The organism is Anaerofustis sp. LCP19S3_F7, assembly GCF_052119445.1.
In the GTDB taxonomy this organism is placed as follows: Bacteria; Bacillota; Clostridia; order Eubacteriales; family Anaerofustaceae; genus Anaerofustis; species Anaerofustis butyriciformans.
In genome coordinates, this window is sequence record NZ_JBQKFF010000001.1 from 149,071 (window position 1) to 163,013 (window position 13,943).

The 13,943-nt window shown below is 30.1% G+C and carries 17 protein-coding genes; 4 read left to right on the plus strand and 13 right to left on the minus strand.

Annotation, left to right across the window (positions count from 1 at the left end; all coding sequences use genetic code 11):
- Positions 1 to 48 precede the first annotated feature (48 nt).
- A complete protein-coding gene (locus ACTQYZ_RS00695) occupies positions 49 to 606 on the plus strand; it encodes a Fic/DOC family protein (RefSeq protein WP_441415820.1) in 558 nt (185 codons plus the stop codon).
- A gap of 30 nt (positions 607 to 636) precedes the next feature.
- On the opposite strand, the gene ACTQYZ_RS00700 is transcribed toward ACTQYZ_RS00695, so the two are convergent.
- The 5 genes from ACTQYZ_RS00700 to ACTQYZ_RS00720 all read right to left on the minus strand — a co-directional run bounded on the left by ACTQYZ_RS00700 (position 637) and on the right by ACTQYZ_RS00720 (position 4,530).
- Complete coding sequence (locus ACTQYZ_RS00700; protein WP_441021299.1) at positions 637 to 1,623, minus strand: hemolysin family protein; 987 nt, start codon at positions 1,621 to 1,623, stop codon at positions 637 to 639.
- A gap of 17 nt (positions 1,624 to 1,640) precedes the next feature.
- Entirely contained in the window at positions 1,641 to 1,952 is a 312-nt protein-coding gene (locus tag ACTQYZ_RS00705) for a CNNM domain-containing protein (protein WP_441021298.1), read from the minus strand.
- A 249-nt stretch (positions 1,953 to 2,201) separates the two neighbouring features.
- The gene (rlmB, locus tag ACTQYZ_RS00710) at positions 2,202 to 2,930 is read right to left on the minus strand and encodes a 23S rRNA (guanosine(2251)-2'-O)-methyltransferase RlmB (protein ID WP_441415821.1); all 729 of its coding nucleotides are present in this window, start codon (positions 2,928 to 2,930) and stop codon (positions 2,202 to 2,204) included.
- 9 nt (positions 2,931 to 2,939) lie between these two features.
- Positions 2,940 to 3,713 (minus strand): FAD-dependent thymidylate synthase, encoded by a 774-nt coding sequence (gene thyX / locus ACTQYZ_RS00715; RefSeq protein ID WP_441021296.1) that lies wholly within the window; start codon positions 3,711 to 3,713, stop codon positions 2,940 to 2,942.
- 151 nt (positions 3,714 to 3,864) lie between these two features.
- A complete protein-coding gene (locus tag ACTQYZ_RS00720; RefSeq protein ID WP_441021294.1) occupies positions 3,865 to 4,530 on the minus strand; it encodes a transaldolase family protein in 666 nt (221 codons plus the stop codon).
- A 338-nt stretch (positions 4,531 to 4,868) separates the two neighbouring features.
- Between ACTQYZ_RS00720 and prfB the strand changes: the two genes are divergently transcribed.
- On the plus strand, positions 4,869 to 5,969 hold the full coding sequence (gene prfB / locus ACTQYZ_RS00725; protein WP_441021293.1) for a peptide chain release factor 2: 1,101 nt from the start codon (positions 4,869 to 4,871) through the stop codon (positions 5,967 to 5,969).
- On the opposite strand, the gene coaBC is transcribed toward prfB, so the two are convergent.
- Genes coaBC through ACTQYZ_RS00750 form a run of 5 tightly spaced genes read right to left on the minus strand, consistent with a single transcriptional unit; the run spans position 5,966 to position 10,118 of the window.
- The gene (gene coaBC, locus ACTQYZ_RS00730; RefSeq protein ID WP_441021291.1) at positions 5,966 to 7,180 is read right to left on the minus strand and encodes a bifunctional phosphopantothenoylcysteine decarboxylase/phosphopantothenate--cysteine ligase CoaBC; all 1,215 of its coding nucleotides are present in this window, start codon (positions 7,178 to 7,180) and stop codon (positions 5,966 to 5,968) included. The genes prfB and coaBC overlap by 4 nt on opposite strands.
- Positions 7,173 to 7,574: an aspartate 1-decarboxylase gene (gene panD / locus ACTQYZ_RS00735; protein ID WP_441021290.1), complete on the minus strand. Its 402-nt coding sequence runs from the start codon at positions 7,572 to 7,574 to the stop codon at positions 7,173 to 7,175. The genes coaBC and panD overlap by 8 nt, the downstream gene beginning before the upstream one ends.
- A gap of 9 nt (positions 7,575 to 7,583) precedes the next feature.
- Positions 7,584 to 8,429 (minus strand): pantoate--beta-alanine ligase, encoded by an 846-nt coding sequence (gene panC / locus ACTQYZ_RS00740; protein WP_441415822.1) that lies wholly within the window; start codon positions 8,427 to 8,429, stop codon positions 7,584 to 7,586.
- Positions 8,430 to 8,443: 14 nt separating this feature from the next.
- Positions 8,444 to 9,271, minus strand: a complete 828-nt coding sequence (gene panB, locus ACTQYZ_RS00745) for a 3-methyl-2-oxobutanoate hydroxymethyltransferase (protein ID WP_441021286.1) — start codon at positions 9,269 to 9,271, stop codon at positions 8,444 to 8,446.
- 4 nt (positions 9,272 to 9,275) lie between these two features.
- Positions 9,276 to 10,118: a Rossmann-like and DUF2520 domain-containing protein gene (locus ACTQYZ_RS00750; RefSeq protein ID WP_441021284.1), complete on the minus strand. Its 843-nt coding sequence runs from the start codon at positions 10,116 to 10,118 to the stop codon at positions 9,276 to 9,278.
- 673 nt (positions 10,119 to 10,791) lie between these two features.
- Here ACTQYZ_RS00750 and ACTQYZ_RS00755 point away from each other — a divergent pair.
- The gene (locus ACTQYZ_RS00755; protein WP_441021282.1) at positions 10,792 to 11,010 is read left to right on the plus strand and encodes a hypothetical protein; all 219 of its coding nucleotides are present in this window, start codon (positions 10,792 to 10,794) and stop codon (positions 11,008 to 11,010) included.
- A 36-nt stretch (positions 11,011 to 11,046) separates the two neighbouring features.
- Here the strand turns inward: ACTQYZ_RS00755 and ACTQYZ_RS00760 are convergent, their stop codons facing one another.
- Entirely contained in the window at positions 11,047 to 11,232 is a 186-nt protein-coding gene (locus ACTQYZ_RS00760; protein ID WP_329382512.1) for a hypothetical protein, read from the minus strand.
- A 108-nt stretch (positions 11,233 to 11,340) separates the two neighbouring features.
- On the opposite strand from ACTQYZ_RS00760, the gene nth reads away from it, so the two are divergent.
- Positions 11,341 to 11,988, plus strand: a complete 648-nt coding sequence (nth, locus tag ACTQYZ_RS00765; protein WP_441021280.1) for an endonuclease III — start codon at positions 11,341 to 11,343, stop codon at positions 11,986 to 11,988.
- 19 nt (positions 11,989 to 12,007) lie between these two features.
- Here nth and ACTQYZ_RS00770 read toward each other — a convergent pair whose 3' ends face one another.
- Complete coding sequence (locus ACTQYZ_RS00770; protein ID WP_441021278.1) at positions 12,008 to 13,255, minus strand: ATP-binding protein; 1,248 nt, start codon at positions 13,253 to 13,255, stop codon at positions 12,008 to 12,010.
- On the minus strand, positions 13,255 to 13,935 hold the full coding sequence (locus ACTQYZ_RS00775) for a winged helix-turn-helix domain-containing protein (protein WP_441021276.1): 681 nt from the start codon (positions 13,933 to 13,935) through the stop codon (positions 13,255 to 13,257). The genes ACTQYZ_RS00770 and ACTQYZ_RS00775 overlap by 1 nt, the downstream gene beginning before the upstream one ends.
- Between the last annotated feature and the right edge of the window lie 8 nt (positions 13,936 to 13,943).

Here is a 13,943-nt window from a genome sequence, read left to right on the forward strand (position 1 = left end):
ATTTATTTCTAACATAAATTTTAATGATATAATAAAACAGCGGTAAAAATGAACATAGAAAAAGAAGAAATTTTTTCAAAACAAAGAGCATTACAACTTTATGAAAACACATTAAAAATAAATCAAATAAACGGTAAAACCATCGAATTAATTCAAATCCATAGATATCTGTTTATGGATGTATTTTCTTTTGCGGGAAAAATACGCAGTGTAGATTTATCTAAAGGAAATTTTAAATTTGCACCTGTAAAATTTTTAAATGAAAGTTTAAGAATTATTGATAATATGCCCATTGATTCTTATGAAAAAATAATAAAAAAATATATAGAAATGAATATCGCACATCCTTTTAGAGAAGGAAACGGCAGAGCAATGAGAATATGGCTTGATTTTATGCTTAAAGAAAAATTAAATGTTATTGTAAGATGGGATAAAATTCCTAAAAATGAATATCTTAATGCAATGATTATCTCACCTATTAACGAAAAAGAAATAATGAGTTTAATTAAAAATGCACTAATCAGTGAAATAAATAATAATGCAATATATAAAAAAGTGATTAATGCTTCCTTTGACTATGAAGGAATGACAAATTATATAATTTAAAAAGACTCTAAACTTTTTAGAGTCTTTAATTTATTCATTATCTTTATCTTCTTCATTCGGTGAATTTTTCTTTACAACCGCACTTACTACTTTATGATCATATATTTTAACATTCATTACTTTTATTCCTTCAAAATCAAATTCAATATTTTCTCCTTTTTCCGGAATACTTTGAAGAACATGGAATATTAGCCCTCCGATTGTGTCGTATTCTTCGGTAGATAATGATACACCCATTTGTTTTGAAAGCTCGTCTAAAGAGGCAATTCCCTTTACTTTACATGTTACATCATCTATTTTTACAATCTCATTATCTTCTTCAAGGTCCCCAACAAGCTGTTCTACCAAGTCATTTATTGTAATTATCCCGGCAGTTCCACCGTACTCATCTAAAACAACAGCCATTGTATTGCCTGTTTTTCTCATATTTCTGAATAAATCATCTGCTTTTATTGTATCAGGAACATAATATGCTTTTGACATGGTATTTTCTATTATAGTTTCAATATTTTTATCTTCCAAACGAAAATATTTCTTTGAATCAAGAACTCCAATAATGTTATCTATTGAACCGTCACAAACAGGATAAAGAGTATGCTTTGTATTAAATATAATCTCTTTCCACTTTTCAAGACTTTCTTCCATATCAAGAGTAACAACATCAGTTCTATGTGTTAATATTTCATCAGCAGATAAATCATCAAATTCAAAAACATTTTGAATGAATTCTCTTTCTTCATGGTCAATAGTCCCCTTTTCACTTCCTACATCAACCATCATTCTTATTTCTTCTTCGCTGACATCTTCGTCTTCTTCCTCAGGATCAATACCTATAAGCCTTAAAACAAAGTTTGTTGAAGCAGTAAGCATACTTACCAAAGGCGCAAATATCTTTGAAATAGAATATGTAAGCCCTGACATACCAAGAGCCAAAGATTCTGCTTTTTTCATGGCAACTCTTTTTGGAACAAGCTCACCAAAAATAAGAGTTACATAAGATAATATAATTGTAATCAAAATTACAGAGATAGAATCTAAAACGCTTGGGGAAATTGGCCCCCTAATTTCATAACCAAATTAACCAACCCATCAGAAAAGTTTTCCGCAGCAAAAGCACTGCCCAAAAATCCGGAAAGAGTAATTGCAACTTGAATTGTTGCTAAAAATCTTGCAGGCTGCTCGGTTAATTTTAAAAGTCTTATTGCCCTTTTATCTCCTTTTGCCGCCATTTTTTCAAGCTTGTTATCGTTCATGGATATAACAGCAATTTCAGCACAGGCAAATACAGCATTTAACGCAATTAAAACAATTTGTAATAAAATCATTAATATTATCGAACTTTTCATAATCTTACCTCCTAAATACGTTTTTTTATTCGATATTTATTTCTATCAGTCTTTTTTGTATCTAAAACATATTAAACAACGCACTATCAGAGGTATCGGTTTGTTCGCCGCGTCACTATCGTCATCGTTCATTTTTGATTCTATTCTCCTTTCATAATTATATTTAGACTATTCTATCATTTTATATTATTTAAGTCCATAAGTTAGCAATATATTACAAAAAAAACAGCACCTTAAAAGTGCTGTTTTCTATCTGCATTTTACAGCTTCAAATAAAACAATTCCCGCTGCAACAGAAGCATTTAACGAATCAAAATTGTTTTTTAGTGGAATAGAACTTATAAAGTCGCATTTTTCTTTAACAAGCCTTCCAAGTCCCTTACCCTCTGCACCTACAACTATGGCAAGAGGCATATCATAATCGATATCGTAATAATTTTCTCCGTCCATATCAAGACCTACAACAAAAAGTCCTTCCTTTTTTAATGCATCTATTGTCTGCGATATATTTGACACTTCGCATATATCGATGTATTCTAAAGCACCTGCAGAAGATTTATACATACCTTCTCCTATTGAGGCACTTCTCCTGTTTTGCATAATTACACCGTCAGCACCTGCGCAGTACGCACTTCTGATTATTGCCCCTGCATTATGAGGGTCTGTTATATTATCAAGAATTACAACAAGAGATTTTCCTTCTTTTTTATTAAGCTTATCTGTAAGCTCTCTTAAAGATACTGTTTCAACAGGAGAGCAAAGAGCAATAACTCCTTGATGATGAGGATTCCCTGCAATGCTGTCAAGTTTATGTCTGTTTGTTTTTTTTATTGAAATACCTTTGCTTTTTGCCATTTTAATTATGTTAACAAGTCCAGAATCATGGTTTTCGCTAATATATAATTTATTTATGTTTCTTCCTGATTTTAAAGTTTCTCTTACGGCATTACGTCCGCTTACTCTTTCATAATTACTCATATCTTACCTCTATAAATTTTTAAATTTTTCTCTTATTTCTTTTGCTTTTCCGCAAGTCATCTTTCCTTCCGGACAGCCGCCTTTTACGCATCCAGGGCCTGCATTGTCAAAAATAACAGGACAAACTTCCTTAACAAGTTTTAACATCTGTGTCGCAAGTTCTCTTATTTCCCATTGAGCTCTTACACATGTTCTCTCTTCAAAGAAATGAAGAAGTTGTCTTGCGTTCATTGTAGTTATAATCTTTGTTTCGCAAGCTCCCGGTAAAACAAATCTTGCATCTTCATTTGCAAGTTTAACGGCTTTTTTTCTAGCTTCGCTTTCTTCAAGTCCGTCTTCGTCCATAATTTGTTTTGTAACATTTTTTGTTAAAACATCTCTTAATTTTTCGTATGAAGATTGAATCATACTCATACTTTCCTCAAATACTTTTAAAGCTTCTTCGTCTTTTTCGATTTGAGGAGGTATTATATAATCAAACTCGTTTTCGTCAACATATCTTTGTGATTGTTGAGAATAACTTGCAATTCTATGTCTAACAAGTTGATGAGTTAAAGTTCTGCTTACTCCTTCTATTGCAAAAGAAAAGCTTATATGTTCAAGAGGTGACATGTGAGAAAATCCCATAAGCATCTTTACAAATTTTTCAGCATCTTCATTACTTATTTTTTCACTTATATCTTCAACCCCAACCTTTGAATAACAAAGCTTAGCAGCCATTGCCACAGTCTTTACAGGTTCAGGAGTGTATCTAACTAAACTTACTTTTAAATTACTCTTCATTTTTCTCCTCCACTTTCCATTTAAACCATTATACAATATTTTTCTCACTTTTCTACCCTAAAGTAAGAAATCTTAAATATACATTATTTTTTGTAATTTTGCAAATAAAAAAAGACGGATAAAAATCCGCCTGATTTTTTTATTAAACATACTATTTTTCTTCGTATGTATAGAATTCTGCACCTTTTTCTTCAAATTCCATAATTGCAGCTGTTGTAAGTGGATGATAGATTAATTTTTCAAATAAATCACAGCTGATTGTTGCAGCATGAGAACCAGCCAAAGCTACATTGTGAACTTGTTGTGTATTTTTAAAGCTTGCAGCTAATACTTTTGTATCTTTTCCGTACATATCGAATAATTCAACGATGTCAGCAACAACTCCGATACCGTCAGAAGAGAAATTATCTATTCTGTTTACATATGGAGCTACATAGTCAGCACCTGCTGTAGCAGCAAGTAAAGCTTGTTGAGCTGTAAAGATAGCTGTAGCTGTTACGCCAAAGCCAAGTTCTTTAAGTACGCTGATTGATTTTAAACCTTCACCTGTTACAGGAACTTTTACAAAGAATTTTCCGCCTACAGCATCTCTAAGTCTTATTGCTTCTTGTACGATTTCATCGCAAGTTGAAGCTAAAACTTGAGCGTGAAGTTCACAGTCAGGACCAATAACGTCTCTTATTTCTTTAATTTTTTTATAAACATTTTCTCCGTTTGCAGCAATAATGCTTGGATTTGTTGTTACCCCTGTAATTGGGAAATATTGAGTAATTGTTTTAATGCTTTCGATATTAGCATCATCGATTAAATATAACATTTGTAATCTCTCCTTGTTTTATATAACACTTGATTTTTACTAAAAAAATTATATATGATAAAAAATATAATTACAAGTACTTTCATAAAAAAAGAAAAAAAAAGGTCATGAAAATTTACATCTTCTAAACAAACATCATTATCTTTTTAAATGTGTAACCTTTACATATTCAACTAATAAACAATTATAATCATGTTACAAATTATTTATTAACAGCTGTTTTTTATAAAAAGAAACAATAATTAAACTTTAATTGCATTAAAGCATTTTAACGATAGTATTGTTTAATATCGTCATATAATATATAATGAATTTAATATTTAAAAGGAAGTAATAAAATGACTGAATTAATTGAATTAAAAAATTTACTTAATGATATATCAAAGGAACTTGATGATTTATCAAACTCCATTAACATTGAAAGTTTACAACAAAATCTAAAAGAAAAAGAAAGCTTAATGAATGATGAAAATTTTTGGAATGACAGTGAAAATGCAAATCAAATTTTAAAGGACGTTAAAACTTTAAAATCACAAATAACATCATTTACATCTCTTGAAAACAAAAAAGAAGATATCAGTATTATTATGGAAATGCTAAGTGAAGAATTCATAGAAACAGAAGCAGATAATACCTTAAAAGAATTAAATATGCTAAAAAAAGATGTAAATAATTTTGCACTAACAACTCTTTTATCAGGAGAATACGATTCAAACAATGCCATTCTTTCAATTCACCCGGGAGCAGGAGGAACAGAAAGTCAAGACTGGGCAGAAATGTTATATAGAATGTTCACAAGATTTGCAGAAAAAAGAAATTTTAAAATAAAAATTCTCGAAGAGTTATCGGGAGATGTTGCAGGAATAAAAAGCGTTACAATGCTTATTAAGGGCGAAAATGCTTACGGATATTTAAAAAGCGAAAAAGGGGTACATCGCCTTGTAAGAATCTCACCTTTTGACAGTAATAACAGAAGACATACTTCTTTTGCATCAGTAGATGTAGAACCGGAAATAAAAGAAGATATAAACCTTGAAATCAATCCAAGTGATTTAAAAATAGATACTTATCGTTCTGGAGGAGCAGGAGGACAACATGTAAACAAAACCGACTCAGCTGTTAGAATAACTCATCTTCCTACAAAAATTGTTGTATCATGCCAAAACGAAAGAAGCCAGTTCCAAAACAAAGAAACGGCTATGAAAATTTTAAAGGGTAAACTATACAAAATATTAATGGAAGAACATAAAGAAAAACTTGATGAAATAAAAGGCGACTATGGACAAATCGCATGGGGAAATCAAATTCGCTCATACGTTTTCCACCCATACAGCATGGTAAAAGACCATAGGACAAAAGCCGAAACATCAAACGTTCAATCAGTAATGGATGGAGATATTGACTTATTTATTGATGCATATTTAAAAAAGACCGATTAATCGGTCTTTTTATTTTTTATCTCAAGCAATTTATCAAGTAAAATCTCGCTTACTTCATCTTTACTCATAAGCTCTTTTTTCTCTATATTATCTTTTGTAAGGAATGTAACTTTATTTGTATCTCCCTTAAAACCTGCACCTTCTTCTTTTAAGCAGTTAGCCACTATAATATCAGCGTTTTTCTTTACAAGCTTAGCTTTTGCATTATCTATTAAGTTTTGAGTTTCCATTGCAAAACCACATAAAACTTGATTTTCTTTTTTATTTTCTCCAAGATACATCAAAATATCATATGTTCTTTTTAGTTTTATGGAAAGATCTCCATCTTTTTTCTTTATTTTTTCATCACTTACATCAATAGGCGTATAATCAGAAACTGCAGCAGCTTTAATAATAAAATCCATTTCACTGCTTTTTTCTTTTACTGCTTCGAACATGTCTTTTGCACTTTTTACTTTAATTAATTCAACAAAAGGAGGAACCTCTTCGCTGCTATTGGCACTTACTAAAGTTACGTTTGCCCCTCTTAACATTGCATTTCTTGCAATCGCATATCCCATTTTACCGCTTGAATGATTTGTTATGTATCTTACAGGGTCTATAGCTTCCATTGTCGCTCCTGCCGTTACCATAACATTCATACCTTTTAAATCTTTTTCATGAGCTATTTCTTTTAATACATAATTTACAAGAGTCTGTTCATCAGGAAGTTTACCGTCTCCAATGTCTCTACACGCTAGCATGCCTTTTGCAGGCTCTATTATTTCAAAACCATATTCTTTTAATTTTTCTATGTTATCTTGAACTATTTTATTATGGTACATATGTGTATTCATTGCAGGAGATACTATCTTTTTGCAAGTAGCTGCTAAAACAGTAGTTGATAGCATATCATCTGCTATTCCATAAGCCATTTTTGCAATAATATTTGCACTTGCAGGAGCAATAAGCATCACATCTGATTTTTGACCAAGATTTACATGAGAAACATGAAATTCAAAATTCCTGTCAAATGTATCAACCAAGCATTTTGAATTTGTTAAAGTTTCGAATGTTATTGGGTTTATAAAGTTAGTTGCGTTTTTAGTCATTATTACATGAACTTCAGCACCTAATTTTATAAGTATACTGGCTACGTTTGCCATTTTATAAGCAGCAATACTGCCTGTTACGCCAAGGGTTACAACTTTCCCCTCTAAAATTTTATTCATCAATCATATCCTCCGTTAAGAGTCCGTGTTTTTCATATCTTGTTATTCTTTTTATTTTATTATCTTCATCAACGAAAAGCACTTTCGGAGGATTATCTTTCACTTCTTCAGGACTCATGTTTGCATAAGCCATTATTATGATCTTATCCCCTACTTGAACTTCTCTTGCTGCGGCTCCATTTAAGCATATCATACCACTGCCTCTTTTTCCAGCAATTGTGTAAGTTTCAAATCTGCTTCCGTTATTTACGTCTACAATTTGAACCTTTTCATATTCATATATTCCGGCTTTTTCAAGAAGTTCTTCATCAACAGTAATACTTCCTACATAATCAAGCTCTGATTGAACAACGGTTGCTCTGTGAATTTTACCTTTTAACATATTAAGTAACATATTTTCCTCCTAACACTCAAACACAAAGTTGTCAATTAATCTAGTTTTGCCAATATATACAGCCATTGCAACAAGAACCGTACCTTCGATTTTATCCACTTTTTCTACCTTTTCAATATCGACTGCTTCAACATAATCAATTTTCGCAAGTGGTTCTTTATTTATATTTTCTTTCATCTTTGAAAGTAAAACAGCACTGTCTCTTTCACCTTCTTCAAGAAGTTTCTTACCTAAATTAATTGTTTTATATAATATCAAAGCTGCTTTTCTTTCCTCTTCGTTTAAATAAGTATTTCTTGAACTCTTTGCAAGACCATCTTCTTCTCTTACTATTGGACATCCTACTATTTCTATGACAAAACTTAAATCTTTTACCATTCTTTTTATTATAAGAAGCTGTTGTGCATCTTTCATTCCAAAGTATGCTTTATTAGGTGTAACAATATTAAACAGCTTACTTACAACAGTCATAACACCTCTAAAATGAATAGGTCTGCTTTTTCCGCAAAGTTCTTTTGTAAGTGAGTTCATATCAACATACGAACAAAAACCTTCAGGATACATTTCTTCAGGTGTTGGATTAAAAATCAAATCTGCTCCTGTTTCTTCGCATAGTTTTGTATCTTTTTCAAGGTCTCTTGGGTAGCTTGCTAAATCTTCGTTTTCACCAAATTGCATAGGATTTACAAACACGCTTACAACTACTCTGTCATTTTGTTCTACGGCTTTTTTAATTAAACTTTGATGTCCTTCATGAAGATAACCCATTGTAGGAACAAGCCCAACACTAAGTCCTTCTCTTTTCCATGTATTTACAATTTCTCTTACTTCACTGATTTTATGTACTACTTTCATATTTCTCTCCATAATTAATATAATTTTTCTATAACTTCATCATCAATTTTATATGTATTTTCTTCCATAGGGAATTTACCCTCATTTATTTCTTTATGGTAAGTTTTAAATGCGTCCTGCATTATTTCACCTATATTTGCATATTTCTTTACAAATTTCGGCGTAAAATCAGAAAACATTCCAAGCATATCTTGATATACCAAAATTTGTCCGTCACAGTATTTTCCTGCACCTATTCCGATTGTTGGAATACTAACTTTTTGAGTAATAAGTTTAGCTAATTTTTCCGGAACACACTCAAGAACAAGTGCAAAAGCTCCCGCTTCTTCAACTAACAAAGCATCTTCAAGAATTTGTTTTGCTCTTTGCTCATCTCTTCCTTGTATTTTAAATCCTCCAAATGCATTAATGCTTTGTGGGGTTAAGCCAAGATGTGCCATTACAGGTATACCGGCAGAAGTTATTGCTTTTATCTGCTCACATACTTCTCTGCCGCCTTCAAGCTTAACAGCATCACCAAGCCCTTCTTTCATGAGTCTTCCTGCATTTTTTACTGCATCATATACACTTGTTTGATATGACATAAAAGGCATATCTATAACAACCAATGCATCTTTTGCCCCTCTTGCAACGGCTCTTCCGTGGTGGATCATATCTTCCATTGTAACAGGTATTGTATCTTCATAGCCAAGGATTACATTACCAAGAGAATCCCCTACTAAAATCCCGTTAATACCTGCCTTATCGATCAATTTTGCCATCGAATAATCATAAGCCGTAAGCATGGAAATCTTACTATTTTCTTCTTTTTGTTTTTTGAATGTTGTTACTGTGTTTTTCATCCTCTTATTCCTCTTTAATAATTTTTTTCATATTGCAATAATCTTTTGTATTATCTTTTTTCATTGCAACATCAATAAGCTCCTCAGACAACAATTTATAAATATCCTTTTCACTTCCGTTTATAACAGATAAATGCTCTTTTACTGTTTTTACATCGTTCCTTTCAATTGGACCGCTTAATGCATTTATTACACCTTTTGAAGCAATATTCTCTGCATTATTCATAAAAAGAGGAAGTAGTGCATTTTTGGCTTCATCAAAAGTAAACTCTGTTTCCATAAGAATTTTTATACTCTTATAAAACAAAGCTACAACTAAATTACTCGCAAAAACGCAAGATAAATGATATTTAGTTTTATTGTCTTTTGGAATGATTTTTACATGATTTCCAAGGCTTTCAAAAAAATCCTTAATAACATTAATTCTCTTTTCGTTTCCTTCAATTGTAAAGTAAGCCTTTGAAAGATCTTTGTAAGAAGTATACTTATCGCTGAAAGCATACATTGGATGAATGGAAAAACCAAGAATATCTTGGTCACACTTTTGAAAGACAGCAGAAGACATAGCTCCGCTACAATGAGAAAATATTTTATTTTCTATATCAAATTTACATATTTGCTCCCATACTTCTTTTATCTTTGAATCGGGAACAGTCAAAAATAAAATATCACAAGAAGATATAATATCTTCCAAAGAATTAAAATAATTAGTATTTGTAAAATTTGCAGCATCAACTGCAGAAGATAGAGTATTACTATAATACCCCATTACTTTTTTTTCGTGCATAACAAAATATTTCCCAAGACTTACGCCTACTTTGCCAGCACCAATAAATCCAATTTTCATTCGTCTTTTCTTCCTTTTGATAATTGAAAAGTCTCTTTCTTTCGATAAAAGCTTTATAGCAATTAGGTAGATTGAAGACTATTAATATTTTTCTCGGTATAGTTTCAAAAGAATACCATCCGCATAAATAATAGCACTATGATTTTAAAAAGTAAACATTTTTTATTTATTATAATTATTTTATAATATAATAATATAACCCTAATATAAGGAGGTTAAAAAATGATTGATGTAAATTTAATTTTAAAAACACTAGAAAATAAACTTTTAGAAGAATTTAAAAATAGACTTATATTTTTGGGACTTCAAGGAAGCAGATAAAGAAAAGAAGCAAATGAAAACAGCGATATCGATATTGTTGTGATTTTAGATAACCTATCAATAAATGATTTAAAAACTTATAAAGAAATAATATCTTCATTAGAACATAATAATTTATTTTGCGGTTTTATCTCAGGAATGCAGGAGATAAAAAACTGGAAAAATCAGACCTTTTTCAGTTTTATTTTGATACACTTCCAATATACAAAAGTTTAGATTTTTTTTAACCTCTTATAAAAATGAAGATATAAAACGTGCTGTGTTACTAAATGCTTGTAATACCTATCATATGACAGTTCATAATTTTTTATATGAAAAAAGCAATGACATTTTACTTTCACTTTATAAATCAATGTCTTTTTGTATAAAAGCTAAATATTATTTAAAAACCAATAAATACATACATAAAAATATTGAACTAATGGAAAAAATAGAAAATGAAGATAAAAATATTCTTAATTCATTTTTTAATTTAAAAATAAATAATAACATAGATGATTTACAATTTGAAAAATATACAACTGATTTAATGAAATACACAAAATCTTTAATTAACTTATATAATATTTAAAAGAGTTTTAATATAAATATTAAAACTCTTTTATCATTAGTTTTTCATTGTCATATCTTGTATTTCGCTTACAGCTTCTTTTGCAGCCTTTTCAACTGCATTTTTCATTTTTCTTACAGGCTTTTTAAGTTCTTTGTTTGATGAAACATAAGAGGCAAGTCCTATCCCCGCTATCATACCGGTAGTTAAGCTCGTAAGCATTGTCATTGTATTTCTTCTCATTTTTTATTTTCCTTTCTTAATTATTTCATATTTATTGTTCCAATTTTTTTACTCTATGATACAATAAATAAAAAATTAAAAAAGGTAATAAAAGTTAAGGTAATTTTTATGAAAACAAAAAAAGAAACATTAGAAATAATAGATATATTAAGTAAAGAATACGGAGAATATAAATGCGGACTTAACTTCAATTCTCCTTTTGAACTTTTAATCGCAACAATTCTCTCTGCTCAGTGCACAGATGAAAGAGTTAATATAGTTACAAAAGAATTATTTAAAGCCGCAAATACTCCTGGAGAAATTTTAGAACTTGGCGAAGAGAAACTTCATGAATACATAAAAAGCTGCGGGCTTTCAAACACTAAAGCAAAAAATATAATGAAAACTTGCTTTACTCTTTGTGATAAATACAATGAAGAAGTCCCAAGCACAATGGAAGAACTTATAAAATTAAATGGTGTAGGCAGAAAAACAGCAAATGTTGTAATGTCCAATGCTTTTGGTATTCCTGCAATTGCTGTTGATACGCACGTCCAAAGAGTATCTAACAGATTAGGACTTGCGAAAAGCGATGATGTATTAAAGACTGAACAATCTTTAATGAAGAAAATCCCTAAAGAATATTGGTCTGATGCACATCACTGGATTATATGGCACGGAAGAAAAGTGTGCAGTGCAAGAAATCCAAAATGTAGTGAATGTATGTTAAAAGACTTATGTGATTTTTGTAAAAAAACTCAAAAAAACAAAAAATAGACAAAGCATTTTGCTTTGTCTATTTTGTTACTGCATCAAATTTTATAGTAAATTCCGTACCAACGTTATAGGTGGATTTAACACTTATTTCACCTTTATACTTCATAACTATTCTTTTAACTATAGAAAGCCCAAGACCTGTCCCTTCAACTTTTCTGTTTCTGCTTTTATCAACACGATAAAATCTTTCAAAAATGTGAGGGAGATCTTCTTTTTTTATTCCTATTCCTGTATCTTTTATTATAATAACGGCTTTATTTCTTACTCTACGTAAAGAAATATAAATCTTTCCGTTATCTTTATTATACTTTATTCCGTTTTCAATAAGATTTGTAAAAACTCTTAATATATCTTCATGCACACTTTCGATGTATACATCATGCACATCAACATTTGTTATAATTTTCTTTTCGTATAATTTATAATCAAGAACTTCAACTGCTTCTTTTATAATATCAGCGACATTTAGCTTTTCAAGAGGCATTTCATTTTCATCAATATCTTCAAGACTGGACAACTTAAGTATTTCTTCTACCATTGTATCCATCCTTATAGCTTCTCTTTTTATTGTCGTACTGTATTCTATTATCTTGTCTTTATCATCTATAAGCCCGGAGGAAATGAGTTCAGCAAAACCTCTTATAGATGTAATAGGAGTTTTAAGTTCATGAGAAGCATTAGCAAAGAATTCTTTTTTATATATATCTACGGCACTACCAAAAGGTTTTATGGAATCATTAGCAAATTTCCTTGCCGCAAAACAAGATATAATAAAAGAAATCACTATAGCTAAAAGAAATATGGTTATTTTTGTAGCTAAATTACTGTAAATAGTTCCCATAGGAACCATAACTCTTAAAATATTACCATTTTTTAATACGATGGCACCATACATAACTTTTTTATCAAGAGTTGAAGAACTTCTTATTGAATAACCTTCCCCTTCTTTGAGAGCCTGTTTAACTTCTTCTCTATTTTTATGGTTTTCTGTAAGTTCTTTATGAGTTGAATCAGCCAAAACAGTACCGTCGGGAGAAATAATTGTTACTCTATAGTTATCAGTAGAAATTGATTCTAAATACTCTGCATCTTTTTCATAATCAGTACTAAACTCATATGTTTCTTTAACTGTATGTAAAAAAGATTCTATTGTCGTATGATAACCATTATCTTGATTTTTAGATAATACAAATAGGAAAGACAAGCTAAGTATTAAAGTACAAATAAGACCTACAAGAAAACTTCTTACAAATACAAATTTTCTCATTATCCTAATTTATAACCTATTCCTCTAACAGTTTTTATATACTTATACTTATCATCTTCGCTTCCGATTTTATTCCTTAAAGTTTTCATATGCATATCAAGAGTACGACTTTCACCTTCAAAGTCATATCCCCAAACTTCATTTAAAAGCTCTTCTCTTGTTACTACCCTGCCTTCATTTTCAAACATATAAAGAAGTATTTTATATTCTTTCTTTGTAAGAATAACTTCTTCACCTGCATGTGTAACCAAATAATTTTCTTTATCAATTGTTATATCTTTATAGCTTAATATATTATCCTCTTCTTTATAACTTCTTCTAAGTACGCTTTTAATTCTTGAAGAAAGCTCTAAAACAGAGAAAGGTTTAGTAACATAATCGTCGGCTCCAAGTTCTAAAGCATTTACTTTATCTATTTCACTACTCTTTGCACTTAAAATAATTATGGGAATTTCTTTATATTTTTTACTGTTTTTTAATAGCTTTAAAGCATTTATTCCGCTCATTCCTGGAAGCATTATATCAAGAAGCATCAATTTAGGTTTTTCTTCCTTTAATGCAACCATCATATCTTCACAATTTTCATATACTTTAACAAAAAAATTAAATGCTTCCAATGAACATTTTAAAAGTTCACTTATATTATTATCATCTTCAACTACATAAATATAATTTCCCATAATTTTCA